Source organism: Campylobacter concisus, from assembly GCF_902460665.1.
GTDB classification, from domain to species: Bacteria; Campylobacterota; Campylobacteria; order Campylobacterales; family Campylobacteraceae; genus Campylobacter_A; species Campylobacter_A concisus_AL.
Map to the genome: position 1 here is coordinate 527,960 of NZ_CABPUR010000001.1, position 23,313 is coordinate 551,272.

Here is a 23,313-nt window from a genome sequence, read left to right on the forward strand (position 1 = left end):
ATCTTGTAAAGTAATACTTCTTAAACTATTCTCTAAAGCTTCTTGTGCTTTTAGGAAGTGACCAGTCAAAAGCCCCTCGATCTTGCTACCAAGTGGGCAGGCTTTAGGTGAGTTAGAGTGGATCTTAAAAAGTTTTTCTTTATCATTTACTGCGTTAAAGATTTGAAGGAGGGTTATATCTTTTGGCTCTTTCGCAAGACTCACTCCACCAACTCCAGCTACGACATTCACGAGTCCTGCAGCCTTTAGAGTACCGAGCAGGCGCCTAACTATGACCGGATTCGTGTTTATACTACCTGCTATAAATTCGCTCGTGACTTTCTCGCCTTTGAAAAAACAAGCTGCTAAAACTACATGGATCGCGGTTGAAAACTTGATCCCTACTTGCATAACTGTCCTTGAAATTTTTTCTGATTATACTTTAAATTTTTACTAAAAGCAGTTTATTTTCAGTTTAGATTTGACAAGCCGACTTTTTGTGCCAGCTATGTCAAATCTATAATTTTTATGCTCGCTCGCCAACTGCTGTGAAGCGTTTTTGTATAAATTTTTTGTTTTTTAGCTCGTCTATGATCGCAAGCGCAAGGTCTGCATAGCTTATATAGCTCTCATTTTTTGAGTTTAAGATGAGATTATCTCCACCAAGCACGTATTTACCAGTACGAGCACCATTTGGGTCGTAGTCGCCTGCTGGGCTTACGTATGTCCAAAGCAAATTGCTCCTATCTTTTAGCTCAAAATAAGACTCCGCGGTTGCCTTTGCCACACCCATATATGCAGCTGGGAAGTCTGGCGTATCCATCACCATTGTGCCCTTATCATCTACAAATAATGTACCAGCACCACCAACTACAATGAGCCTTGTACTAGTGCCTTCTAGTAAATTTATAAGGTGAGTGGCCACTTTTTTGTGAAGCGCAAAGGTATCTGGCGTCCACGCTGCAAATGCACTGATCACTGCGTCAAAGCTAGCCAGATCAGTCTTTGTAAGCTCGAAAATATCTTTATAAACGACCTTTACGCTTTTGTTTTTATACTCTTTATTTCTAACGATCGCTGTGACGTCGTAACCTTGTTTTATGGCCTCATTTACTAAATTTGCACCGCTTTTGCCGTTTGCGCCTATGATTGCTATTTTCATTATTTCTCCTTTAAATTTTGTTTTTAAATTTTACAGCCAGCTTGGCTTTACGTCATCAACTATCATGCAGTCACCCATAGTGTATTGCTCTAGGCTACCGCGTTTTGTCTGGATGCAGATCATTTTGATGCCGTTTTTGCCAGCTTTAAAGCACCTTTTACCCTCTGGATCTATGCGCACCGCATCTCCCTTGCTTACTTTTAGCACCTCACCGTCGATGAAAAGCTCGCCCTCACCCTCTAGGATGATGTAAAGCTCCTCGTTTTGCTTATGTGCATGGACAAATGGCACACTCATATTTGCTGGAAGCTCGTTTATAGATACCTCACAGCCGCTTAAATTTAAAGCCTCTTTTAGCTCGACTCTTGGCTCTTTTGCGATCTTTGCAACCTGAAAATTTTTCATTTTGTTCTCCTTATTTTTTGTTGTAATATTTTTATTTACAACTGATGAGCGAAGTATAATAATTTTTAGTTGTAATGTCAATAGTTACAACAAAAATTTTTCAAAATTTATAAATTTTGGCTAGAATTCGCGAAAATTTTAGGATTAAATTTGCAAAATAACGCCTTTAAAACGCTAAAGAGCATAGCGACCGAGCACAATAAAAATCTCATTTTGACCTTTACTTTGGTGCTAGCAGAGAACGGACTTTTTCTGGCATACCCGATATTTGCGGGCTTTGCGATCAACGCAATCATGCAAGGAAATACGTTAAATGCTCTCACTTACGCACTTTTTGTGCTCATAGCGTGGCTTGTAGGAGCCATTAGGCGCCGCGTGGATACGCGAGTTTTTGCAAATATCTACGCAAAGCTTGCTGTAAATGTCATCATGAATGAAAAACAAAATGCCAAAGACGACTCCGCCATCATCGCTAGAGTAGCGCTCTCGCGAGAGTTTGTAAATTTCTTTGAGACGCATTTTCCTATGTTTTTTACATCGGTTATTTCGATCATCGGCTCAGCGTTTATGCTCATTTTTGTCGAGTCAAAGGTCGCTGTGGCGTGTTTTGTCGTGATGATCGTTTTTCTTATATTTTTACCAAGATATATCAAGAAAAATGACGACCTTTATCTTCGCTTAAATGACCGCCTAGAAAAAGAGGCAAAGGTGATAGGTGTTTTTAACAAAAGCACGCTAAATAGGCACTACGACGTCGTTTCTAAATTTCGTATAGCGATCTCAAATAGGGAGGCGATGAGCTATTTTATCATCGGTATTAGCGCTTCACTGCTCTTTTTGGTGGCGATAATAGTGCTAAGCTCGCAGCAGACAAATGCCGGCCAGATCTACTCTGTGATGACCTATATATGGAATTTCGTCATCAGTCTTGACGACTCGCCAAAGCTCATCGAGGAATTTTCAAATTTAAAAGATATAGGCAAGAGGATCGACGCCCAAAAGAAGGATAATGATGCACAACAAGAGCGTTCTTAGAAATTCATTTTTTCTAATTTTCACGTTTATGATAGTTGAGGCCGTTTTTGGCTTCGTTTCAAACTCGCTTACGCTTATTAGCGACGCATTTCACATGCTCTCAGACGCTGCCGCGCTATTTTTGTCACTCATGGCGTTTAAAATTTCAGAAAAAAGGGCAAATTTACAAAAGACCTTTGGCTACAAAAGGGTCGAGATCATCGCTGCTTTTATAAACGCCATAGCTCTTGTCACACTTGCTATTTTTGTCATAGTCGAAGCGATCATTAGGCTTTTTAACGAGCCACAGATAGAGGCTGAGACGATGCTTCTTGTTAGTATTTTGGGGCTTGTGGTAAATTTAGTCGTGGCTGTTTATATGCATAAAAGCGCTGATACAAAAGAAAATTTAAACATGAAAGGTGCTTATTTGCACGTGCTTGGTGATACGCTTGGCTCAGTTGGCGCCATCGTCGCGGCGCTTCTTGTGATGAAATTTAACTTCACGCAGGCCGATAGCATCGCAAGCATCTTTGTTTCGCTACTCATCATAAAAAGTGGCGCTAGCTTGCTAAAAGATAGCTTTAATATCCTGATCGAAGCCGTGCCGCTTAAGCTTGATACGGATGAAATTTTAGGCGTTATAAAGGGTGTAGATGGCGTTAAAATCGTGCATGACCTGCATATCTGGGCGATAAATGCTGGCACAAACGCGCTCATAGCCCACGTGGTGGTGGATGATGCGCTAAGCGTGGCTGAAATTTCAAAGATGATAAAGCACATCGAGCATGAGCTTTTTCACGTTGGCATCGGCCATGTCACGCTTCAGTTTGAGAGCGAGAGCCTTGGGCACAAAGCTGGTCTCATCTGTGAGCTAAATGACGATGAAGGACATGAGCACTTTGGACATTGTCATTAAGATTTTTGAGAATAGAGCCAAGTTCTATTGGCGGGCTTATGATAAAAATATATTTATTGGCATTTAAATCAACTTTAGGCAAAATAAAGCCCAAAATTTAGTAAAAAGTAAAGCTTATATGAAAAACATCAGAAATTTTAGCATTATCGCTCATATAGACCACGGCAAAAGCACGCTTGCAGATCGTCTCATTCAGGAGTGTGGCGCTGTAAGTGACCGTGAGATGAGCAGCCAGATCATGGATACGATGGATATCGAAAAAGAGCGTGGCATCACGATAAAAGCCCAGTCCGTTCGCTTAAACTACGCGCTAAATGGAGAAAATTTTGTTCTAAATTTGATAGACACCCCAGGCCACGTCGATTTTAGCTACGAAGTGAGCCGCTCTTTAGCCAGTTGTGAGGGTGCGCTGCTAGTCGTGGATGCTAGCCAGGGCGTGGAGGCGCAGACTATCGCAAACGTCTATATCGCGCTAGAAAACAACCTAGAGATCATTCCAGTGATAAACAAAATCGACCTACCTGCAGCTGATCCTGCTAGAGTAAAAGACGAGATCGAGCACATCATCGGACTTGACTGCTCGGGAGCGATCGAAGTGAGCGCAAAAACAGGCGTTGGCATAAAAGAGTTACTTGAGGCGATCATCACGAGGATCCCTGCGCCAAATGGTGATGCAAATAAGCCCACAAAGGCGCTAATTTATGATAGTTGGTTTGACAACTATCTTGGCGCGCTTGCACTTGTGCGTGTTTATGATGGTGAAATTTCAAAAAATGATGAAATTTTGGTTATGGGCACAGGTAAAAAACATATCGTGCTTGACCTCATGTATCCAAATCCTATCGCACCGATCAAGACCAAAACGCTTAGCGCTGGCGAAGTTGGCATTGTAGTTTTAGGACTTAAAAATGTTAGTGACGTGCAAGTTGGAGATACGATAACGCAGTCAAGAAATCCTCTAAAAGAGCCAGTTGGTGGCTTTGAGAGGGCTAAGCCATTTGTATTTGCGGGACTTTATCCGATAGAAACTGATAAATTTGAAGATCTGCGTGACGCGCTGGATAAGCTAAAGCTAAATGACAGCTCCATTAGCTACGAGCCAGAGACCTCGGTCGCACTTGGATTTGGCTTTAGGGTTGGCTTTTTAGGTCTTCTTCATATGGAAGTCGTCAAAGAGAGGCTAGAGCGCGAGTTTGACCTAGATCTCATCGCCACAGCGCCAACTGTGACTTATGAAGTCATCCAAACTGATGGGCTAAATTTAAAAATCCAAAACCCAAGCCAGCTGCCACCAGTCAATAAAATAGACTCAATCCTTGAGCCATATGTGAAAGCGACTATCATCACGCCAAGCGAGTTTTTGGGCAACATCATCACGCTTTTAAACAACCGCCGTGGTATACAAACAAAGATGGACTACATCACGACTGACCGCGTTTTGCTTGAGTATGACATACCGATGAACGAGATCGTGATGGACTTTTACGACAAACTAAAATCAAGCACAAAAGGCTACGCGAGCTTTGATTATGAGCCTAGCGACTACCGCGTGGGCGATCTAGTAAAGCTTGATGTCAAAGTGGCTGGCGAGACGGTCGATGCGCTCTCTATCATCGTGCCTGAGAGTAAGGCGCAGACAAAGGGTAGGGACTTTGTAAAGGCGATGAAAGAGATCGTGCCGCGTCAGCTCTTTGAAGTGGCGATACAAGCGAGCATTGGCAACAAAATCATTGCTAGAGAAACCGTAAAATCAATGGGTAAAAACGTTACAGCCAAGTGCTATGGTGGCGATATCACGCGCAAGAGAAAGTTGCTTGAAAAGCAAAAAGAGGGAAAGAAGCGGATGAAGGCGATAGGAAAGGTGAATTTACCGCAAGAGGCGTTCCTTTCAGTCCTAAAAATAGACTAACGGCTTATCTTTTGTGCCCTTTTGAAAGAGTTAGTGAAATTTTGGCTTGATGAACTACATGTTCTATCCGCACCAAAATTTCACGTCACAACTTTCAAAATCATCACAAAATATTTCGCCTTATTGCGAAGTGGCGATACCACAGCATTTGGAAGCTTGTTTGCTGGATAGGTTTTGATTAAAATTTAAGTGTTAAATTTACAAAAAGGAGTTCTATGCCGTTTGTGAAAATTTGCGTGACAAAAGAGGGTGATAGCCCAAGTGTGGAGCAAAAAGAGAAGATGATAAGCGGAGTTACAAAGCTAATAAGCGAAATTTTAGGTAGAAGCGCTCAAAATACCGTTGTCATTATCGATGAGATCGATACGAACAACTACGGCATCGCAGGAGAGAGCGTGAAAAATCTCCGCAAAAAACAAAAAGAGCAAAAGGAAGTGAAATGCTAAGAGCGACATTATTAGCAGTTTTTGCAGCCGTCTTTCTAACTGGCTGCGTGGCAAAAGCTAGCCTTTGTCTATCGTGCGAGGGCATAGACGGCGTGCAAAGTGCAAGTATAAGTAGCGAAGATAAGACCTATTTTGAAGAGGTTATGAGGATCCCAGCTGACTGTAGCGCTTGCAGGGGCAGGGGCGATGGCGTCTTTATAAATGGCGTCAAGTATAGAAGCGACGTGGCGATAAACTGCTGCTTGGAAAAAAATATGATTGATACTAATGTTGGATTAAAAAAGGTTTATTTCCACAGGATCGTCGATGCTAGAAGTAGTGCAAGATCGATATATTACACAGGTGTTGAAGGAAATACTGCAGTTTTTAACTCAAACCCACGCCTTGAAGTGCTTTTTTACATGTTTTTGCAGCGTGAGTTAAATTCTCGCGGAATCGTTGTTGTCGATACTCAAACATCGCCTTACACGTATAGACTTGATTTTAGATTTGACGAGCTTAGGGGAAGCTACTCAGGAAGTTCAGAAATTTTAAACGGACATCTAAATGGGCTTCTTGTGCTTTCAAATATAAATTTCAAAAAAACGTTACCTATCTCGACTAGGCACCATGTGGAGAAGCTAGAGGCTTCAGAGTCTGGTCAGTTTGACTTTTTTATCGCACTTTTAGTTAAACAAGCCGCGATAAAAGTAGCCGATGAGATCACTAAACTTTAAAAGGAAAAACGATGAATAAATTTAAAATTTTAGCTATTTTTGGACTTTTTGTTTTATTTTTGACTGGTTGTGCGCCAAGTCAAAGTGTTGTCGCATTTGATCCATATAAGGCTGCTTCAAGCCAACAAAATAGCGGCTTTGAGGCCTATATAAGCGCGGTGCATGACAACCGTAAAAACAAAAGTACCATTGCTACGATCACTGATAGCAAAGGTACCGTAAAAGAATATGTCGTGCTTCAAAACGATCTTGCTACTTATTTTAGCGATTCTCTCAAAAAAGAGCTTATGGCGCGCGGTGCAAATGTAAATGGTATGGGCGGCGTCGTAGTTGAAATTTTTATCAACGAATTTGAAGCAAATATGAGCGGATACGGCACTGATAATACAAAAGGTAATATTAAGATTACACTTAAGATCCAAAAAGGCGATCAAAGCATCGTTAAAAACATTTCAAATAATCAAACCAAATTTGAGTTGATTCCCACAGGTGGAGCATTTAAATCATTTTTAACTGAGATCATAAATGATGCCATCAAACGCACAGCAATTGCTATTTTAAATAGCTGATGTTTTGTGCGTTTTGCAAGAGCTTTACGCTAAATACATTTTGTAAAATTTGCTCACAAATTTTAAGCAAGCCAAGCCCGATAGTAAGAGAACTAGAGGGCTTTAAAATTTATAGCTTTTACGGCTACTCTGAAATAAAAGAACTCATCCACTCCAAGCACCAAATGCACGGATATTTTATATATAAAAACTTAGCTAAATTTGCATTTAATCAATTTGCTAAAAGCTTTAGCTTGCCGGAGAAAGTCTATGCTTTGCCGATAGATGATAGAGTGCATCATGGCTACTCGCACACGGCTATTTTGGCAAATGCACTAAGGGCTAAAAATCTAAAGCCCATATTTCATGCACTGCATGCAACAAGCAAGATCAGCTATAGTGGAAAGGATTTGCAATTTAGACAAAATAACCCAAGAAATTTTAAAATCCTAAAAAAGATCACTGCGCCAGTTATTTTGGTAGATGACATCGTAACCACTGGCACTACCATACTTGAAGCTAGAAATACTCTAGAAAAAGCTGGCGTAAAAGTACTTTTTGCTCTAGTTTTGGCTGACGCTAAATATTAAATTTTAATTTTTGCCTAAGTCTTTTTGGCTAGAAATTTACTAAACTCCAACAATAGTGGCAAATCAGGCAAAAGCGATAAATTTATAGATAAAGCATAGTGCCAAGGCGGATCATATTTGAGCCACATTTTATCGCTAGCTCGAAGTCACTACTCATGCCCATTGAGCAGATAGTTGCACCTTTTGGCTTTAGATTCTCGTAAATTTTATAAGTTAGCTCAAAGCTCTTTTGGATCTCTTTTGGCTCATCCACATGCGCTCCGATACTCATCACGCCTTTTAGATTGATATTTTTGCACTCGCTTTGGATACGCTCATAAATTTCTGCCGCATTTGCTACGCTTACGCCTTGCTTTGTATCTTCATCAGCCGAGTTTATTTGAAGCAATGTATCGAGCTTGTAGCTGAGTCTTTTATCGACCTCTACGGCTCTTTCAAAGCTATCGCAGCTTTGCCAAAGTGTGGGCTTTAGACTTATCATTTGATTTATTTTGTTATTTTGCAATCGGCCGATCATATGCCATTTTATATCAGCAAAATTTTGCAGTTCTAGCTCTTTTTTGGCTAGCTCTTGGACTCTATTTTCGCCAAAATTTCTTTGCCCTTGCGCATAAAGCTCTCTTACTTCAGTGCATGTCACATTTTTGCTAACAGCGATGAGCGTCATGTCTTTGCTTAAATTTTCGATCTTTTCAAGTAGTTCTTTTAAAACTATCATCATAAACCTCCACTTAATCTCATAATGTCATTAAATGTCGCGAGCACCATGATGCCAAGCAGTAGCGCCCAGCCACAGTAGGTAAGAGCAACAAGCACTCGCTCATTTATTTCGCGTCTAAAAGTTAGTTCATAAATGTTAAATAAGATGTGCCCGCCATCAAGCGCTGGGATAGGAAATAAATTTAAAACACCTAAATTTACTGAGATTAAAGCGACGATCGTCAAAAGTACGCCAAGACTTATTTTTGCGGCTTTTGAAGTGACATCAGCGATCTGTACGATACCGCCAACCTCTTTTAGTGGTACGGCTCCGCTTACTAGTTTGGTAAAGCTTTTAAAGATTAGTTTTGATGCCTCGATCGTCTCACTAAAGGCAAAATTTATGCCTGCAAGACCAGTGTGGTAAATTTTTACCACTTCGCCATTTGGAGAGATCCCAATCAGTGGGCGTTGCACCTTTTCATTAAATAGATTTATCGTTTCGCCTATCTTTGGTGTTAAATTTATAGTCATTTGCGAGCCGTTGCGATCTATCAAAATGGTGCTTGGCTCAAGCTTTACATTTTTACTGATCTCATCCCACTCGTTTATCTTTATGCCATTTATTGCTAAAATTTTATCATTTTTAGCTAGTCCAGCGCTTGCAGCTGCTGAGTCTTCAGCTATGTGGCCTACACTTGGCGCAAGTCTTTCAACTCCGATAGATCCAAGCAAAATGTATATAAAAAACGCTAAGATAAAGTTAAAAAATGGCCCTGCAAAGAGGATGTAAATTCGCTTTATAGGACTTAACACGTTATAGCTGTCCGTGTCGTAATTTTTGGCCTTTGGGTCGGTGTCGTCTTGTCCCTTTAGCTGTACATATCCACCAAGTGGGATCGCGCTTAGGCAGTAGTCGGTGCCACCAATGTTTTTGGTATAAATTTTCTCACCAAAGCCGATACTAAAGGTATTTACCTTTACTCCAAGCGTTCTTGCTGCCAAAAAGTGGCCAAGCTCGTGAAAAAATATGAGAAAACTAACGGCTAAAACAGTCACTAAAAAATAAAACGAATATGCATAAAGCCCAAGGCAAAGCAGGGCTAGCGTGAAGAGAATGCCTTTCAAAACTTACCTTTTTTTGAAAAAATTGATGAGATTTTAGCCAAAGTTTATAAATTTACTCTCAAATTTGGCTTGCCATTTAGGCGAAAATTTCCTTTAGCCAAGAGAGCACTTTGGCTCTATTTAGTCCTTTGCTGACGCTAAAATAAGTTTTGTCTTTATCGTCTAGGTCAAATTTTAGATCAAAACGTGATTTTACTTGATCAATAAATGGTTTTAAATTTAAAATATCAGGGTAGGGCAAAGCGTCATTTGGCAACTCTTGCAAAAAACTCATGCCGTCATCGTTAAAATTTATTCTAGCCCTTGGCACAGCGTCGTTTCTAAGCTCTATTTTAAATGTGTGGTCATTTATAAAAGGGGCAAAAAGGCGAATTCCTAAGTGAAATTTATCGGCTAACTCCTCATCACTTAAGCCTTGATTGCTAAACCAGTAGCCAAAATTTACAGCATTTAGCGAGATATTAAAATCATAAGGATCAGCAGGACTCACGCCTATACGGCGCAAAAGCTCATATATAGGCAGTTTTGCTTGCAAGCTATCATAATAGTCATAAAGCTTTGCAAGCAGCGGATGCGAACGACAGGCCTTCTCTTGCAAGCGTAAAATTTCAAAGATGTATCTGTGGGCAAACGAGCGGTGCGATACCGAGCGAGTAGCTTGCATGCTTAGATAGTCTAAAATGTCAGGGCTTTTTGAAAAGCTCATCGCGCTCCAAATGCCACGCAAAGTCTCTATGTCGTTATCAAACGTATCAAATTTATCTGCATGGGTTTTGTCGTATTCTAAAGCGCAGCTTAGTAAAAATTCGTTTAGCTCAGGGCTGATCACACCGCCGATCTTTTCTAAATTTTTAGCATCGTGATAGAAATTTGTGTTGATGATCTTTTGATTTAGTTTTTTTGCTTGTTTTTGTAGCGCTGGCTCTAAAATTGCAGTGCGTTCTAAAATAATCTCTTGCAGGTCGTAGCTCAAATTTAGCTCTTTTTCATCGCCTTTATATAGGCAAAGATATATTCAAATCCAGAATAAAGCGTAAGCGCAACAGCTATCCATAGTAAAAGTTCGCCACCAGGCCAGCTCATCAGTAAAAATCCAACCGCAAACATCTGTGAAACGGTCTTTACCTTGCCAGCCATCGATGCAGCGACCTCGACACCATCACTTGCCATCACGACACGAAAGCCAGTTATAAAAAACTCCCTTACCAAGATGAGATAAACAGCCCAAGCGCTCGCTCTGCCAAGCATCATAAGCCCCAAAAATGCAGCCAATATCAGCATCTTATCAGCTAGCGGGTCAAGGATAGCGCCAAGCTTGGTCTTTTGATCCCAGCTTCTGGCGATGTAGCCGTCAAAAAAGTCAGTCACCGAGGCGATCACAAAAATAAGAGCTGCGAAGTAGTTTATCCAGCTTATGTGAATTTGCGTAAAAATTCCTGGCGCATTTACAAGCATAAAAAACATAAGTGGAGCCAGTAATATCCTAAAAAATGCCAATGCGTTTGGTAAATTTAAACTCACAAATATGCCTTTATGCTTAAAATTTTTAATCTTCTCATTTAAAAGTCGTGCCGCCATCTATTATAAATGTATGCCCAGTCACCCAGCTAGCCTTAGATGAGCATAAAAATAGACATGCTCCGGCTAGGTCAGTTGGCTGTCCCATGCGGTTTAGTGGACTAAGCTTTGCTGTCATATCGCGCACCTCTTCGTAGTTTGTAAAGGCTCTTAGTGCGTCTGTCTCGATAGGACCGCCACTTACGACGTTTACGCGGATATTTTTTTCGCCAAGCTCGGTTGCAGCGTATCTTGCCATGGCTTCAACGGCTGCTTTTGCTGTGCCATGGCCTGCATAGTTTTCGATATAGACTAAATTTCCAGTTGAGCTTAGGCTAATGATACTACCGCCACCCACTTTTTCCATGCGTTTTGCAGCCTCTTGAGTGCCTACGACAAAGGCATTTACTGTTGCTGTAAAGATATTGTTTATGCCTCTTGGTTTTAGTTTCATAAATTTAGTGTATCCGCCAGCTACTGCACGACCTGAGATGATAGCATTTGAGATGAAAAAATCAATCCTATCAAAATCCTCGTCTATCTTTAAAAATAGCTCTTTATAAGTCTCTGGCTCGAGGATATTTAGTGCATATGCTCTTGCTTTTATCTTGTAAGTAGTCTCAAGCTCTTTTGCTTGTTCTTTTGCAAGCTCTTCGTTTGAGTTATAGGTAAATGCTATGTTTACGCCAGCTTTTGCAAATTCTTCAACTATGGCTCTACCAATGCCTCTAGTGCCACCGCTGATAACTAGCGTTTTACCTTTAAATTCATTTAGTGTGTCCTTCATTAAAAACCCTTTATTTCGTAATTTTTTATTACTTCTTCTATCTTTTTAAAATTTTCTTTACTTGGTTTGCAAAGTGGCAAGCGGTACTCCAAAGAGTCGATGAGTCCAGCTAGATACATCGCCGCTTTGATCGGTATCGGATTGCTTTCGCAAAAGAGCGTTTTATTTATAGTATATAGATTATCGTTTATTAGTTTTGCTTTTTTGTACTCTTCGTTCATCGCAAGGTGCGTAAGCTGTGAAATTTGATCTGGCAAGAGGTTTGCAGTAACCGAGATAACGCCTTTGCCACCATTTGATATGATAGGATAGTTGATCGCATCTTCGCCGCTAATGACTACTAAATTTGGCTCGTGAGCTAGTAGATCTACGCATCTATCTATGCTGCCTGTAGCCTCTTTAATACCGTAGATATTTTTACACTCTTTAAAAAGCCTAAAAACAGTCGCTGGCAAGATATCCACGCCAACTCTGCCAGGAACATTGTAAAGAAGCACAGGGATTTCAATGCTATTTGCAATGGCTTTGTAGTGCTCGTAAAGCCCTTCTTGTGTTGGTTTGTTGTAATAAGGTGCAACTGAAAGGATACCATCAGCACCATGAGCTTGGGCAAATTTAGCGATACCAATAGCCTCGTGAGTCGCGTTGCTGCCAGCTCCAGCTAGTACTTTTACATTTGTGCCTTTACACGCATCTACGGCTATTTCGATACAAATTCTATGCTCATCATGCGTCAGTGTTGCACTCTCACCAGTAGTTCCAACTGGCACAACGACATCTATGCCGTGTTTTATCTGTCTTTTTATTAGCTTTTCAAAACTGACTTCATCCACTTTTTGATTTTTAAATGGCGTAATGAGTGCGGTCATCGCACCTTGAAGCGAATTTTCCACGTTTATTCCTTTTTTAATATTATTGTTGTGCTGGTTTTTTCATTAAAATATCTATTTGCTATCTCTTTTAAAAGCTTGGCATCTATCTTATCGATATTTTTTTCAAGCTCATAAAGTGGCTTTATGTCGCCTCTAGCAAGATATGAGCCGTATAAATTTGCAACCTTGCTTGCACTCTCAAATGAGTATATAAAATCAGTTTTTATCAAATTTTTAACTCTTAAAACATCATCATTGTCGATTGGTTTATTTTTTAAATCATCTATGATCTTTAAAATTTCAGCCTCAACCACGTTTACTTCGACATCTGGGTTGCAAACTGCTAAAAATATAAATAAATTTTCATCAACACAGCTCATATTATAGGCATAAATTTGATTTACGAGCATTAGCTCATCGATTAGACGTTGCTGTAAAATAGAGCTTTTGCCAGTGGCTAGATATTCGCTTATCGCATTTAGCCCTACTTGATCAGTGTGTTTAAAATTTGGGATTTTATAAGCGATCGCTAGCATTTGTGTTTGGCTATCTTTATAGATGATTGCTCTTCTAGCTCCGTCTTGTTCAGGTTCTTTACAGTGAGATTTTGGGATGGCTCTTTTATTTTTTATGCCACTAAAATTTTTCTTAGCCAGTTTAAATGCCTCATTCTTGCCGATGTCGCCACTTATCATCAAAATGGCATTTTTTGGCTGATAAAAAGTAGCGTGAAATTCTTTTATGTCGGAGATATTCCAGTTTTCAATATCTTTTATAAAACCTATCGGAGTCCAGTGATATGGATGATAGATAAATGCGTGGTTGTAGAGCCTAAAGTAGAGGTATCCCATAGGGTTATTATCTGTTCGCCACCTGCGCTCTTCATGCACCACGTCTCGCTCTGGCTGAAATTCTTTGTCTTTTAGGCTTAAATTTTTCATAAGCTCGGCAAAAAGCCCAAGCGTTTTGTCTAAATTTTCATTTGAAGCTTTTATAAAGTAGTGGGTATAGTCAAAGCCTGTACTTGCGTTATTTACGCCGCCAAAGCCTTTTACGATCTCATCAAACTCCCCAGCACGTAAATTTTTGGTTGACTTGAAATTTAGATGCTCTAGCATGTGAGCGATGCCGCTTTTGCCCATCACTTCGTTTCTTGAGCCAACTTTATAAAAGACATCGACGCTTATCACTTTTGAGCCAGGATTTACTGGTACGTGATAAATTTCTAGTCCGTTTTCTAGTTTTGTTTTATTGAATTTTGTCAATCTTTTGCCTTTTATTTTTTAACATCTATGCCGACTGCTTCGCTGATAGAGGCAAAGCCATCTCTTTTTAAAAGTTCTAAAATTTCTAAATTTATATCTCTTGCGATCATCGGCCCTTTAAAGATAAGGCTTGTAAAAATTTGCACTAGATTAGCCCCCATTTTTATGCGCTCATATGCCTCTGCACCGCTATCTATGCCGCCACATGCGATAAGTGTCGTCTTACCATAAAGTTCGTCTGCCACGGCTTTAAAGATCTCTTTTGACTTTTGAGCGATCACCTTGCCGCTTAGTCCGCCAAAATCCTTTAAATTTGACGAGTGAGAGAGCGAGTAATCAACGCTTGTATTTGAAACAAGCACGCCACTAGCGCCGTTTTCTACCGCGCAACTACAAAGCTTGATCGCATCTTCGTGGCTCATATCAGGAGCGATTTTAAAGATGATCGGCCTTTTAGTAAGCGGCAAAATAACGTTAAAAAGCTCTTTTATAAAGCTCTCATCTTGCAAGGCTCTTAAATTTGGCGTGTTTGGCGATGAGACGTTTATGACAAAGGTGTCGCAAATTTCACTAAAATCTCTTACTAAAATTTCATAGTCTTTTATCGCGTCTTCGTTTGGTGTGACCTTGTTTTTGCCGATGTTTGCCCAGATAGGTAAAGTATAAGGATAAAGTTTTTTGACTCTATTTTTAATAGCTTCACAGCCTTCGTTGTTAAAGCCCATCGCGTTTTGGATACTCTCTTCGTCTATGAGCCTAAAAAGTCTTGGTTTGTCGTTGCCAGGTTGAGGTTTTGGAGTAAATGTGCCAAATTCTAAATACCCAAATCCAAGAGCTGTGAGCGCTTCAAACATTGTGGCGTTTTTATCAAAGCCACCAGCTATACCAACTGGATTGTGATAGGTGCTTGAGAATAAATTTTGTTTTAATGCATTGTCGTCTACCACGCACTTGTTTGCTACAAAGCTTAATGATCCTGGAAAAATTTTATTTACTCCGATCATTGCAAGTTCTGCGATTTTATGGGCAGTTTCAGGATCGAATTTAAAAAATATAGATTTTAAAGTTTCGTAGTTTAAGCTCATTTTAACCTCTTTAAAATGCCTAAAAATTTGTGCAAATCTTAGCAAAAATCGCCTTAAACTAAGGCTTTGCCTTTAAGTTTTGCATAAATTTCATTTCTCTTGCTAAGCTCTTCATCGCTTCCAATATCAACTATCTTTCCACCACTTAAAACCGCGATCTTATCAGCACTCTCAACCGTGCTTAGACGGTGAGCGATGACAAAGATGATCTTTTTGCTTCTTAGATTATTTATCGCCTTTGTGATCTCTTTTTCACTCTCGTTATCAAGCGCTGAAGTAGCTTCGTCAAAGATAAGAATTTGTGGGTTTTGATAAAGCGCTCTTGCTATTGCGATGCGTTGTCTTTGACCGCCTGAAAGGTTTGTGCCAAATTCATTTAAGATAGAGTGGATACCATCATCTAGTTTGCTTACAAACTCATAGGCATTTGCCATTTTTAGTGCATTTATCACGGCATCTTCGTTAAATTCTCTGCCGTAAGCCACGTTTTTAGCGATTGTATCGTTAAAGATATAGACACGCTGCGTTACAAGGCCGATATTTTGGCGAAGTGAGTGGATTTTGATATCTTTTAAATTTGTATTATTTATTAAAATTTCTCCGCTATTTACGTCGTAAAATCTCATGAGCAGATTCATGAGCGAGGTTTTTCCGCCACCACTTGAGCCAACAAGGGCTATAAATTCTGACTTGCGAGCCTCCAAATTTATACCTTTTAAAACCTCTTTATCGCCGTAGTTTAGGCTGACATCATTAAATTTAATCAAATTTATCTCTTCGCTTAACACTTTTTCGCCATCTTTTATCTCGCTTACTTTATCCATCAAGAAAAATGTCCTCTCGCTCGCAGCGATCGCATCTTGCATTTTATTGTATATATTTACGATACGTTTTAGAGGAGTGTAGAGCATGAAAAGCGCAGTTAAAAATGAAAAGAAAGCACCCATGTTTATATTTCCGTCAATGACGTCTTTGCCGCCTATTATGATGACAGCTGCCACGCCTATTGAGCCAATTGTTTCCATTAGTGGACTTACTAATTGCTCAATTTTTACGGTTTTAAGATTTAGCTTGAAAAATTTATTATTTTCATCAATAAAACGTGAGTGCTCGTATTTTTGGGCATTATTTGCCTTGATGATCTCTATATTTGTAAAAATTTCACTCAAGGCTGAAGTGATATCAGATGTCTTTTCTTGTGATTTTTTTGAAATTTTTTTCATCTTTTTAGCAAGGCGCGAGATCGGATAAATCGCTATTGGCATAACAACAAGTGCAAAAAAAGCTAATTTAGGACTTTGATAGATGACTACACAAAGCAGACCTATGATAGTTACAAGCTCCCTAATAAGCTCAGGTATGATGCTTGAAACAATAGATCTTATGCGCTCTATGTCGTTCGTGGTTCTGCTTATTAGCTCGCCTGTTCTAAAATCATTAAAAAATTTCATGTCCAAATTTAGTAAATTTTCGACCATCTTTTCACGAAATCTTCTAATCGTATCTTGGCCGATATATGCCGTAAAATAAGCCTGCATAAAAGTTCCAACATTTTTTAACAGATAAATAGCGATGATCGCACATGGTAACAAATAAAGCAGTGTTTCGTTTTTTTCAACGAAAATTTTATTTAATACTGGCTCCACCAGATACGCACTGACTGCTGTTCCACCACTTGCAAGCCCCATGCCGATGAAGGCTAGGATGAAGTGTGGGATGTAGTCTTTAAAATAGGGGCCAAATCGTTTTAGTACATCTTTTAAGCCAAAGTTATTCATTGTTTTTCTCCCAAACTACGCCATTTGGTGTATCCATGATAGAGATATTTAGGCTGGAAAGCTCATCTCTTATCTCATCAGCTCTTGCAAAATTTCTCTCTTTTTTAGCTACCGCGCGCTCATCAAGAAGTTTTTGGATATGCTCTTTTTGCTCGTCACTTACGCCAAACTGAAAATACTCAACATAATTTGTGCTAGCAATGCCCAAAATTTCACTTATAAACTCCAAATTTGCCACTACTTCGGCCTTGCAGGCTTTATCTTTTGGGCTATTATCAAGCCTTTCGTTTGCTGTTTTTACAAACTCATCAACACTTGCAAGTGCTTTTGAAGCGTTTAGATCATCACTTAGTGCCTCAAGTAGCTCATTTTTAAAGCTCTCATTTATTGCACCTGCTTGCACGCCATCAACTCTTTTTTTAAGGCGGTAAATTTTATCAAGCCTCTTTTTTGAAGCCACTAAGTCTTCATCTGAATAGTTAAAATGAGCCCTGTAGTGGCTTGTAAGAAGATAAAATCTAAGCACTTCGCCATGAACATTTTTTATGGCGTCCTTTACGAAAAAGCTGTTATTTAGACTCTTGCTCATCTTTTCGTTATTTACTTTTATGAAGCCGTTATGCATCCAGTATTTGCTCAAATTTTTATGATAGGCGCATCTGCACTGACTTGCTTCATTTTCATGGTGTGGGAAGAGTAAGTCAATGCCACCAGCGTGGATGTCGATCTCAAATTTATCATTTTCTTTGTCACTTAAAAATTCTCTTATCATCGCTACGCACTCGGTGTGCCAGCCAGGGCGACCCTTGCCAAATGGGCTCTCGTACCATTTCTCATCAAATTTCCAAAGCACAAAGTCTTTTTCGTCTCTTTTCTCGCCAAAACTTGCCACACGCGCGATTAGATCGGTGTTGTTATCCTTGCCGCTAATGCTAAAATATCCACTATCCTTGCTCGTATCAAAGTAAATTCCATCGCTCGTTTTATACGCGAAGCCTCTATCCATAAGTACCTTGATGTAGCTAATGATCGCCTCCAAACACTGCGTAGCCTTTGGCTTAAAGTCTGGATCAAGCACGTTTAAAGCGTTCATGTCGCTCTCATAATGCGCTATATACTTGTTTGTGATCTCCTCTAGGCTTTGGCCAGTTTGCGCCATTTTATTTAAAATTTTATCGTCGATATCGGTGTAGTTTCTTGCAAATTTGACCTTGTAGCCAAGCGCTTTTAAGACCCTTCTTAAAAGATCAAAGCTAACGGCTGACTTTGCATGCCCCAAATGCGCGTCGTCATAGACCGTTGGACCGCACAGATAGATGCTAACTTCACCTTCTCTTATCGGGCTAAACTCAACCTTTTCTCTTTTAGAAGTATCAAAAATTCGCATTAAATATATCCTTTAAAAATGTTAAACCAAAATAGAGCAAAACCGCCAAAACAGCGATGGCGGCTATAAATTTAGGCTCGATTATAGCTAAAAATCGCTTAGCTCCAAAGGCTCTAACGTATAAAATAAGCTGTAAAAATCCCCCAAGCGAGCTTGCAAATGCAAGACCAGCTGCTCCAAATTTCTGCATTAAAATGACAGCTAGGATCAAATTTATCACAAGGCAGATGATGGAAATTTTGGCTGCCTCTTTTTGCTTCATATTTGCGTAAAGCCAAAGTGAGAAAATTTTAGCCAGACCAAATGGCGTAAGCCCCACCAAATAGGCACTTAGCACCTTGGCGCACTCAAGCGTGTTTGCCCTTACGAAATTTCCTCTCTCAAATAAGAGCCAGATGATAAACTCACTCATCACTACGCCTGTGATCGTGGCTGCTAGCAGAGCACTAAGTAGCAGATAAAAGCTCTTTTTCGTCCAAACTAGGGCGTTTATTTCATCTTTTTGCTTTAAAAGTCTGGTAATCTTTGGAAATAGCGCCTGAGAGAGTGCGATCGCAAAGATGGCAAGCGGGAGCTGGAAAATTCTATTTGCATAAAAGAGATAGCTTATCGAGCCACTTACTAAAAAGCTAGCTAGCCAAGTGTCCATAAATGCGCTTATCTGCATAGCACTTGAGCCAAGTAGGCCGTGATAAAAATTTATAAAAAAACCTTTGCTACTAGCTTTTTTGCCTTTAAAATATCCGCTTAGACCGCCCCAAAAAATTTTATTTAAGGCGTTAAATTTCATAGCGATTAGATGCACCAAAACCTGCAAGATGCCGCCTGTAACGACGCCAAGGCTAAGATAAAGTGCGACCACGCTTTCGCTCTTGCCACGAGCCAAAAGTAGCGATGCGATCATGGCTAAATTTAGTAGCACAGTAGAAAACGCAGTTGTGGCAAAGTGCCCTTTATACTGAAGCAGCGCACCCATAAAAGTGACGATATAAACAAGTGCTAGATAGTAGAAATTTATGCGCACAAGTGGCACTGCGTCTGTGATATTTTGCTCGCTTAAACCGCTTGCGATGATCTTTATAAAGTAGGGCGTAAATAAATTTACAAGAAGCGTCAAAATGCCTATAAAAAGTAGAAATTTGATGAAAATTTCAGCTTGAAAGATCGCTTTTTTCTTGCTATTTGTAAAATTTGGCAAAAATGCCTGTGTAAAGGCACCTTCTCCAAAGATACGGCGAAATAAATTTGGGATTTTAAAAGCGATAAAAAAAAGATCGCTAAATATACCAGCTCCAAGGATAGAAGCTGTTAAAAGGTCTCTTATAAGTCCAAGAATTCTTGAAACCATAATGCCAACTGAGTTTGAAAAAAAACCTTTTATAAACATCGCTCACCTAAATTAAATTTGAAAACGCAATAGTAACAAAAGATGCTTTAAAGCTTACATAACCCAAATTTAATAAAATTTTGGCGATAATAAGAGCCAAATTTTATGTGAAATGGATCAATTTTGAGCGAGAACGTGCAAGAAAACGAGAGATTTTTACCGCCAACGCAAATTCAAACTTCAACGCCTTATATATCGCTTAAAGAACTAAGCAAACAACACAGCGTACCGGTAGAATTTATAGATTTTAAAATTTTAGATATTTTGACTTATTATAAAAATAAAGATAATGAAGAGCCAGTTTTTGTCCCTGAAGAAAATTTAGACTTTTTTGATGATAATGCATTTTATCTTGACGAGACACTAGAGATCGAGCAAGTCTATGACGTGGAATTTTTTGATGTTAGGCTAAATGCTGTGCCAAAGCTTCCAAAGATAGAAATCGGTGTAAATTCAACAGTTACAAAAGTAGTCGCAAAGGTAAAAGCTACAAAAGATTGTGAATACGAACAGCATTACGAAGATAAACTTTTTGAATATATCGCCAAACAGCTTATGAAAGCTCAAATTTTAATAGGTATAAGGATCGGCAAACTAAAAGATGAGTTAAAACAAATCGCCTCAGTTGTGCATGTAAAGGGCGAACTTGATAAAGATTACATACTAAACATAACACAAGGTATAAATCCAAAAAAAGCTACCGATGCAAAGATACTTTACTACTACAAAGATAAACTTGATGCGATAAAAGAGGAAGATAAGGTTGATTACGCTGATAGAGGTTTTGTTTTTGGTGTAGCACAAGATGAAGTGATAATGGAGGAGAAAAAGTCTCACGAAGGGCAAAATGGCCGTGATGCGAGAGGTAAATTATTAGCAGTAGAAAAGCCAAAAGAAGATACTGGCAAAGAGATAAGTATAAGCGAAAATATAGAGAGAGTAGAAAATGACGATAGCATAATATATATCGCTAAAAAATCAGGATATGTGGTTGAGAAAAATGGCTCATTTGATATTGAAGAGCGCATAGAGATAAATGAGGCAAATTTTAAAACAACTGGCTCTATTCAAGCAGGCACTGATACAAATGTGACTTTGGTGGTTAGGGAAACTGATACTATAAAAGACGCCATCGGCACTGGCATCATCGTGGAGGCTGACGAGATCGAGGTTAAAGGAAATGTCGGTGCAAATGCGATGGTTAAAGCAAATGAAGTAATAATCGGCGGTCAAACACACCAAAAGGCTAAAATCTATGCAAAGAATGCAAAAATTTCTATCCACATCGGTAAGGTTGAAGCTGAAAATGTCGAGATAGATAGGCTAGAAGGTGGAAATGTCGTAGCAAAAAGAGTTAAGATAAATAGCGTCGTTGGTGGCTCTATAACCGCTCAAAATATCCAAATAAATACACTTGGCTCAAACTGCACTATCACAGCTTCACACTTAATAGACGTAAGATATTTAAGAGGCACTGACAATAAATTTATAATCGATACTAGCAAAATGCCTGAGAGTGCTGAGGCTACGCAAGAGCAATTAAATAAGATCGAATATACAAAAGCAGAGCTTGCCTCACTTCTAAAAAATATTGAAACAAAGAAAAATGTCATAAATGAAAATAAAGACTCGATTTATACCATAAAAGCAAAGGTAGAAGAGCTCTCAAAAGCTAAAGTGATACCGCCAGTTACCTTTATGAAAAAGCTAAAAGAGTATCAAGGTCTAGTCAATGAATACAACACTTTGTTAAAAATTTTTAAAGATAAAAAAGAGTTGCTATCTACTCTAAAAGATGAGCTTGAGATCATGCAAAATGGAATATTTTCTGCAAAGGTGATAAATAGAGGCAACTGGGTTGAATTAAATGAGATTAGATTTGTTATCGTTGATCCTCCACAAAATGTCACTTATATCTCAAAGCAAAATGAAACCGCTCATGCTATTACTTTGGAGAAGATCGGCGATGGCGATGAGGCTGAGTATAAGATCAAAAAGTCAAATAAATTAGAAGACTACACAGATACAAATTTTTAAGAATAAAAGGTTAAATGATGATAAAAGCGATCGAAGGTGTCGTCAGCAAAAAAGATCCCGCATTTGTGATACTTAAAACAAATAGCGGCATAAGCTATGGAATTTTTATCTCACTTTTTTGCTCGGCCAAGCTTAGTAAGGGCGAAAAAGTCGAGCTTGCCATAACGCAGATCATAAGAGAGGACGCAAATTTACTTTACGGCTTTTTGGATATAAACGAGCAAAAGATGTTTGAGATGCTAATAAAGCTAAATGGCATCGGAGCTAGCACGGCTATGGCAGTTTGCTCAAGTCTGAGCTCGCAAGCATTTACAAATGCCATAATAAGCGGCGATGCAGATACCTTTAAAAGTGTGCCAGGCATCGGACCAAAGACTGCTAGACGCATCATAGCTGAGCTAAGTGACGCAAAACTAATAAGTGATGAGAGTGTGCCAAGCTATCAAAATGAGGCACTTTTGGCACTTGAGGCACTTGGCTTTAAACGTGAGAAGATAGTGAAAATTTTGCCTGAGTGCAAGAGCGAAAATACGAGTGATCTTATAAAAGAAGCATTAAAGAAATTAGGATAAGGATTAAAAAGATGAATTTAGGTGTGGTATTTGGAGCAAAGAGCTATGAGCATGAGATAAGTATAGTTAGTGCGATAGTTTTAAAAAATGTCCTAAAACAAGAGCTAAAATTTATATTTTGCGACGCAAATAGAGATTTTTATCTTATTGAGCAAAAAGATATGAGAGCAAATTTCTTTAGCTCTGGTAAATACAAAAATTCAAAAAAGCTCATTTTGTCTAAGGGCGGATTTTTCATACACTCTCTCTTTGGCGATAAAAAAGTAGAGTGCGACGTCATTATAAATTTGATCCATGGCATGGACGGCGAAGATGGCAAGATAGCAGCGCTTTTTGACTTTTACGGTATAAAATATATAGGTCCAAGGCTTGAAGTAAGTGCGCTTAGCTACAACAAAGAGCTTACTAAATTTCTAGCGCAAAAAGCTGGCGTAAAGGCGCTTGACTATGAGATGCTAACTCGTCAAAGTGAGCCAAAATTTCACTATCCTATTATCTTAAAGCCAGCAAGACTTGGAAGTAGTATCGGCGTAAATATAGTGCATGACGCCAGTGAGCTAGCTTATGCAAAAGACGTAGCATTTGAGTTTGATAAAGATGTGCTCGTCGAGCCTTTTATAAAGGGAGTAAAAGAGTATAACCTTGCAGGCTGTAAGATAGATGGAAAGATAAAATTTTCTATCATCGAAGAGCCAAAAAAGAAAGAATTTCTTGACTACGAGCAAAAATATCTTAGCTTTTCAAATGAAAACAAGGTAAAAGAAGCTGAAATTTCTGAGGAGCTAAAACAAAAGCTTAAATTTAACTTTTCAAAAATTTATGATTGTGGATTTGATGGAGCGATAATTAGATGCGACTTCTTTGTGATAGATGATGAGGTCTATCTAAATGAGATAAATCCAAATCCAGGAAGCCTTGCGAACTATCTATTTGAGGATTTTGAGAGCACTTTAAATGCTCTTGCAAACTCACTTCCAAGAGAGCGTAATATAAAGATCAATTATAGCTTTATAAACTCGATCACTTCAGTAAAAGGTCGCGGGGAAATTTAGACCATTTAGTAGATTATAA

Annotated in this window: 25 protein-coding genes; 11 read left to right on the forward strand and 14 right to left on the reverse strand. The window is 39.1% G+C overall.

Features of this window, described 5'->3' with window-relative positions:
* The 3 genes from F3G66_RS02760 to F3G66_RS02770 all read right to left on the reverse strand — a co-directional run.
* The coding region (locus F3G66_RS02760) for an Rrf2 family transcriptional regulator (RefSeq protein ID WP_149707141.1) at positions 1–390 on the reverse strand (390 nt) is incomplete at its 3' end.
* 115 nt (positions 391–505) lie between these two features.
* Positions 506–1,141, reverse strand: coding sequence for an NAD(P)-dependent oxidoreductase (locus F3G66_RS02765; RefSeq protein WP_149707056.1), 636 nt, complete (start codon positions 1,139–1,141; stop codon positions 506–508).
* 30 nt (positions 1,142–1,171) lie between these two features.
* Complete coding sequence (locus F3G66_RS02770) at positions 1,172–1,546, reverse strand: cupin domain-containing protein (protein WP_149707057.1); 375 nt, start codon at positions 1,544–1,546, stop codon at positions 1,172–1,174.
* Between the two features lie 150 nt (positions 1,547–1,696).
* On the opposite strand from F3G66_RS02770, the gene F3G66_RS02775 reads away from it, so the two are divergent.
* The 8 genes from F3G66_RS02775 to F3G66_RS02805 all read left to right on the forward strand — a co-directional run bounded on the left by F3G66_RS02775 (position 1,697) and on the right by F3G66_RS02805 (position 7,688).
* A complete protein-coding gene (locus F3G66_RS02775) occupies positions 1,697–2,581 on the forward strand; it encodes an ABC transporter six-transmembrane domain-containing protein (RefSeq protein ID WP_149707058.1) in 885 nt (294 codons plus the stop codon).
* The gene (locus F3G66_RS02780; RefSeq protein ID WP_149707059.1) at positions 2,559–3,479 is read left to right on the forward strand and encodes a cation diffusion facilitator family transporter; all 921 of its coding nucleotides are present in this window, start codon (positions 2,559–2,561) and stop codon (positions 3,477–3,479) included. Before F3G66_RS02775 ends, F3G66_RS02780 begins: the two co-directional genes overlap by 23 nt.
* Positions 3,480–3,597: 118 nt before the next feature.
* Positions 3,598–5,388, forward strand: a complete 1,791-nt coding sequence (lepA, locus tag F3G66_RS02785) for a translation elongation factor 4 (RefSeq protein WP_103603796.1) — start codon at positions 3,598–3,600, stop codon at positions 5,386–5,388.
* A 33-nt stretch (positions 5,389–5,421) separates the two neighbouring features.
* Positions 5,422–5,559, forward strand: coding sequence for a hypothetical protein (locus F3G66_RS09410; RefSeq protein WP_188115815.1), 138 nt, complete (start codon positions 5,422–5,424; stop codon positions 5,557–5,559).
* Positions 5,560–5,603: 44 nt separating this feature from the next.
* Complete coding sequence (locus F3G66_RS02790) at positions 5,604–5,834, forward strand: 2-hydroxymuconate tautomerase family protein (RefSeq protein ID WP_009294206.1); 231 nt, start codon at positions 5,604–5,606, stop codon at positions 5,832–5,834.
* A complete protein-coding gene (locus tag F3G66_RS02795) occupies positions 5,828–6,550 on the forward strand; it encodes a hypothetical protein (protein ID WP_149707060.1) in 723 nt (240 codons plus the stop codon). Before F3G66_RS02790 ends, F3G66_RS02795 begins: the two co-directional genes overlap by 7 nt.
* Before the next feature lie 11 nt (positions 6,551–6,561).
* Positions 6,562–7,119, forward strand: a complete 558-nt coding sequence (locus F3G66_RS02800) for a YajG family lipoprotein (RefSeq protein ID WP_149707061.1) — start codon at positions 6,562–6,564, stop codon at positions 7,117–7,119.
* Complete coding sequence (locus F3G66_RS02805; RefSeq protein ID WP_149707062.1) at positions 7,119–7,688, forward strand: ComF family protein; 570 nt, start codon at positions 7,119–7,121, stop codon at positions 7,686–7,688. The genes F3G66_RS02800 and F3G66_RS02805 overlap by 1 nt, the downstream gene beginning before the upstream one ends.
* Positions 7,689–7,770: 82 nt before the next feature.
* On the opposite strand, the gene F3G66_RS02810 is transcribed toward F3G66_RS02805, so the two are convergent.
* From F3G66_RS02810 to murJ, 11 genes are all read right to left on the reverse strand, one after another.
* Entirely contained in the window at positions 7,771–8,409 is a 639-nt protein-coding gene (locus F3G66_RS02810; protein ID WP_188115816.1) for a YggS family pyridoxal phosphate-dependent enzyme, read from the reverse strand.
* The gene (gene rseP, locus F3G66_RS02815) at positions 8,406–9,515 is read right to left on the reverse strand and encodes an RIP metalloprotease RseP (protein WP_149707063.1); all 1,110 of its coding nucleotides are present in this window, start codon (positions 9,513–9,515) and stop codon (positions 8,406–8,408) included. The genes F3G66_RS02810 and rseP overlap by 4 nt, the downstream gene beginning before the upstream one ends.
* A gap of 76 nt (positions 9,516–9,591) precedes the next feature.
* Positions 9,592–10,488, reverse strand: a complete 897-nt coding sequence (locus F3G66_RS02820) for a hypothetical protein (protein WP_149707064.1) — start codon at positions 10,486–10,488, stop codon at positions 9,592–9,594.
* A 2-nt stretch (positions 10,489–10,490) separates the two neighbouring features.
* On the reverse strand, positions 10,491–11,036 hold the full coding sequence (gene pgsA / locus F3G66_RS02825; RefSeq protein ID WP_107687294.1) for a CDP-diacylglycerol--glycerol-3-phosphate 3-phosphatidyltransferase: 546 nt from the start codon (positions 11,034–11,036) through the stop codon (positions 10,491–10,493).
* Positions 11,037–11,070: 34 nt separating this feature from the next.
* Positions 11,071–11,859, reverse strand: a complete 789-nt coding sequence (locus F3G66_RS02830) for an enoyl-ACP reductase (RefSeq protein WP_021091937.1) — start codon at positions 11,857–11,859, stop codon at positions 11,071–11,073.
* Positions 11,859–12,728, reverse strand: a complete 870-nt coding sequence (gene dapA, locus F3G66_RS02835) for a 4-hydroxy-tetrahydrodipicolinate synthase (protein ID WP_035167707.1) — start codon at positions 12,726–12,728, stop codon at positions 11,859–11,861. Before dapA ends, F3G66_RS02830 begins: the two co-directional genes overlap by 1 nt.
* A 26-nt stretch (positions 12,729–12,754) precedes the next feature.
* A complete protein-coding gene (locus tag F3G66_RS02840; RefSeq protein ID WP_149707065.1) occupies positions 12,755–13,996 on the reverse strand; it encodes a M16 family metallopeptidase in 1,242 nt (413 codons plus the stop codon).
* 11 nt (positions 13,997–14,007) lie between these two features.
* Positions 14,008–15,081 (reverse strand): quinone-dependent dihydroorotate dehydrogenase, encoded by a 1,074-nt coding sequence (locus F3G66_RS02845; protein ID WP_149707143.1) that lies wholly within the window; start codon positions 15,079–15,081, stop codon positions 14,008–14,010.
* A gap of 53 nt (positions 15,082–15,134) precedes the next feature.
* Positions 15,135–16,859: an ABC transporter ATP-binding protein gene (locus F3G66_RS02850; RefSeq protein ID WP_149707066.1), complete on the reverse strand. Its 1,725-nt coding sequence runs from the start codon at positions 16,857–16,859 to the stop codon at positions 15,135–15,137.
* Positions 16,852–18,246, reverse strand: a complete 1,395-nt coding sequence (gene cysS, locus F3G66_RS02855) for a cysteine--tRNA ligase (protein ID WP_149707067.1) — start codon at positions 18,244–18,246, stop codon at positions 16,852–16,854. The genes F3G66_RS02850 and cysS overlap by 8 nt, the downstream gene beginning before the upstream one ends.
* The gene (gene murJ, locus F3G66_RS02860) at positions 18,233–19,633 is read right to left on the reverse strand and encodes a murein biosynthesis integral membrane protein MurJ (protein ID WP_149707068.1); all 1,401 of its coding nucleotides are present in this window, start codon (positions 19,631–19,633) and stop codon (positions 18,233–18,235) included. Before murJ ends, cysS begins: the two co-directional genes overlap by 14 nt.
* Positions 19,634–19,756: 123 nt before the next feature.
* Between murJ and F3G66_RS02865 the strand changes: the two genes are divergently transcribed.
* Genes F3G66_RS02865 through F3G66_RS02875 form a run of 3 tightly spaced genes read left to right on the forward strand, consistent with a single transcriptional unit; the run spans position 19,757 to position 23,294 of the window.
* Entirely contained in the window at positions 19,757–21,670 is a 1,914-nt protein-coding gene (locus F3G66_RS02865) for a flagellar assembly protein A (protein WP_149707069.1), read from the forward strand.
* Between the two features lie 17 nt (positions 21,671–21,687).
* Positions 21,688–22,242, forward strand: coding sequence for a Holliday junction branch migration protein RuvA (ruvA, locus tag F3G66_RS02870; RefSeq protein ID WP_149707070.1), 555 nt, complete (start codon positions 21,688–21,690; stop codon positions 22,240–22,242).
* 11 nt (positions 22,243–22,253) lie between these two features.
* Positions 22,254–23,294 carry a D-alanine--D-alanine ligase gene (locus F3G66_RS02875; protein ID WP_149707071.1) on the forward strand — a complete coding sequence of 347 codons (1,041 nt, stop codon included), beginning with the start codon at positions 22,254–22,256 and terminating at the stop codon, positions 23,292–23,294.
* Positions 23,295–23,313: the final 19 nt, after the last annotated feature.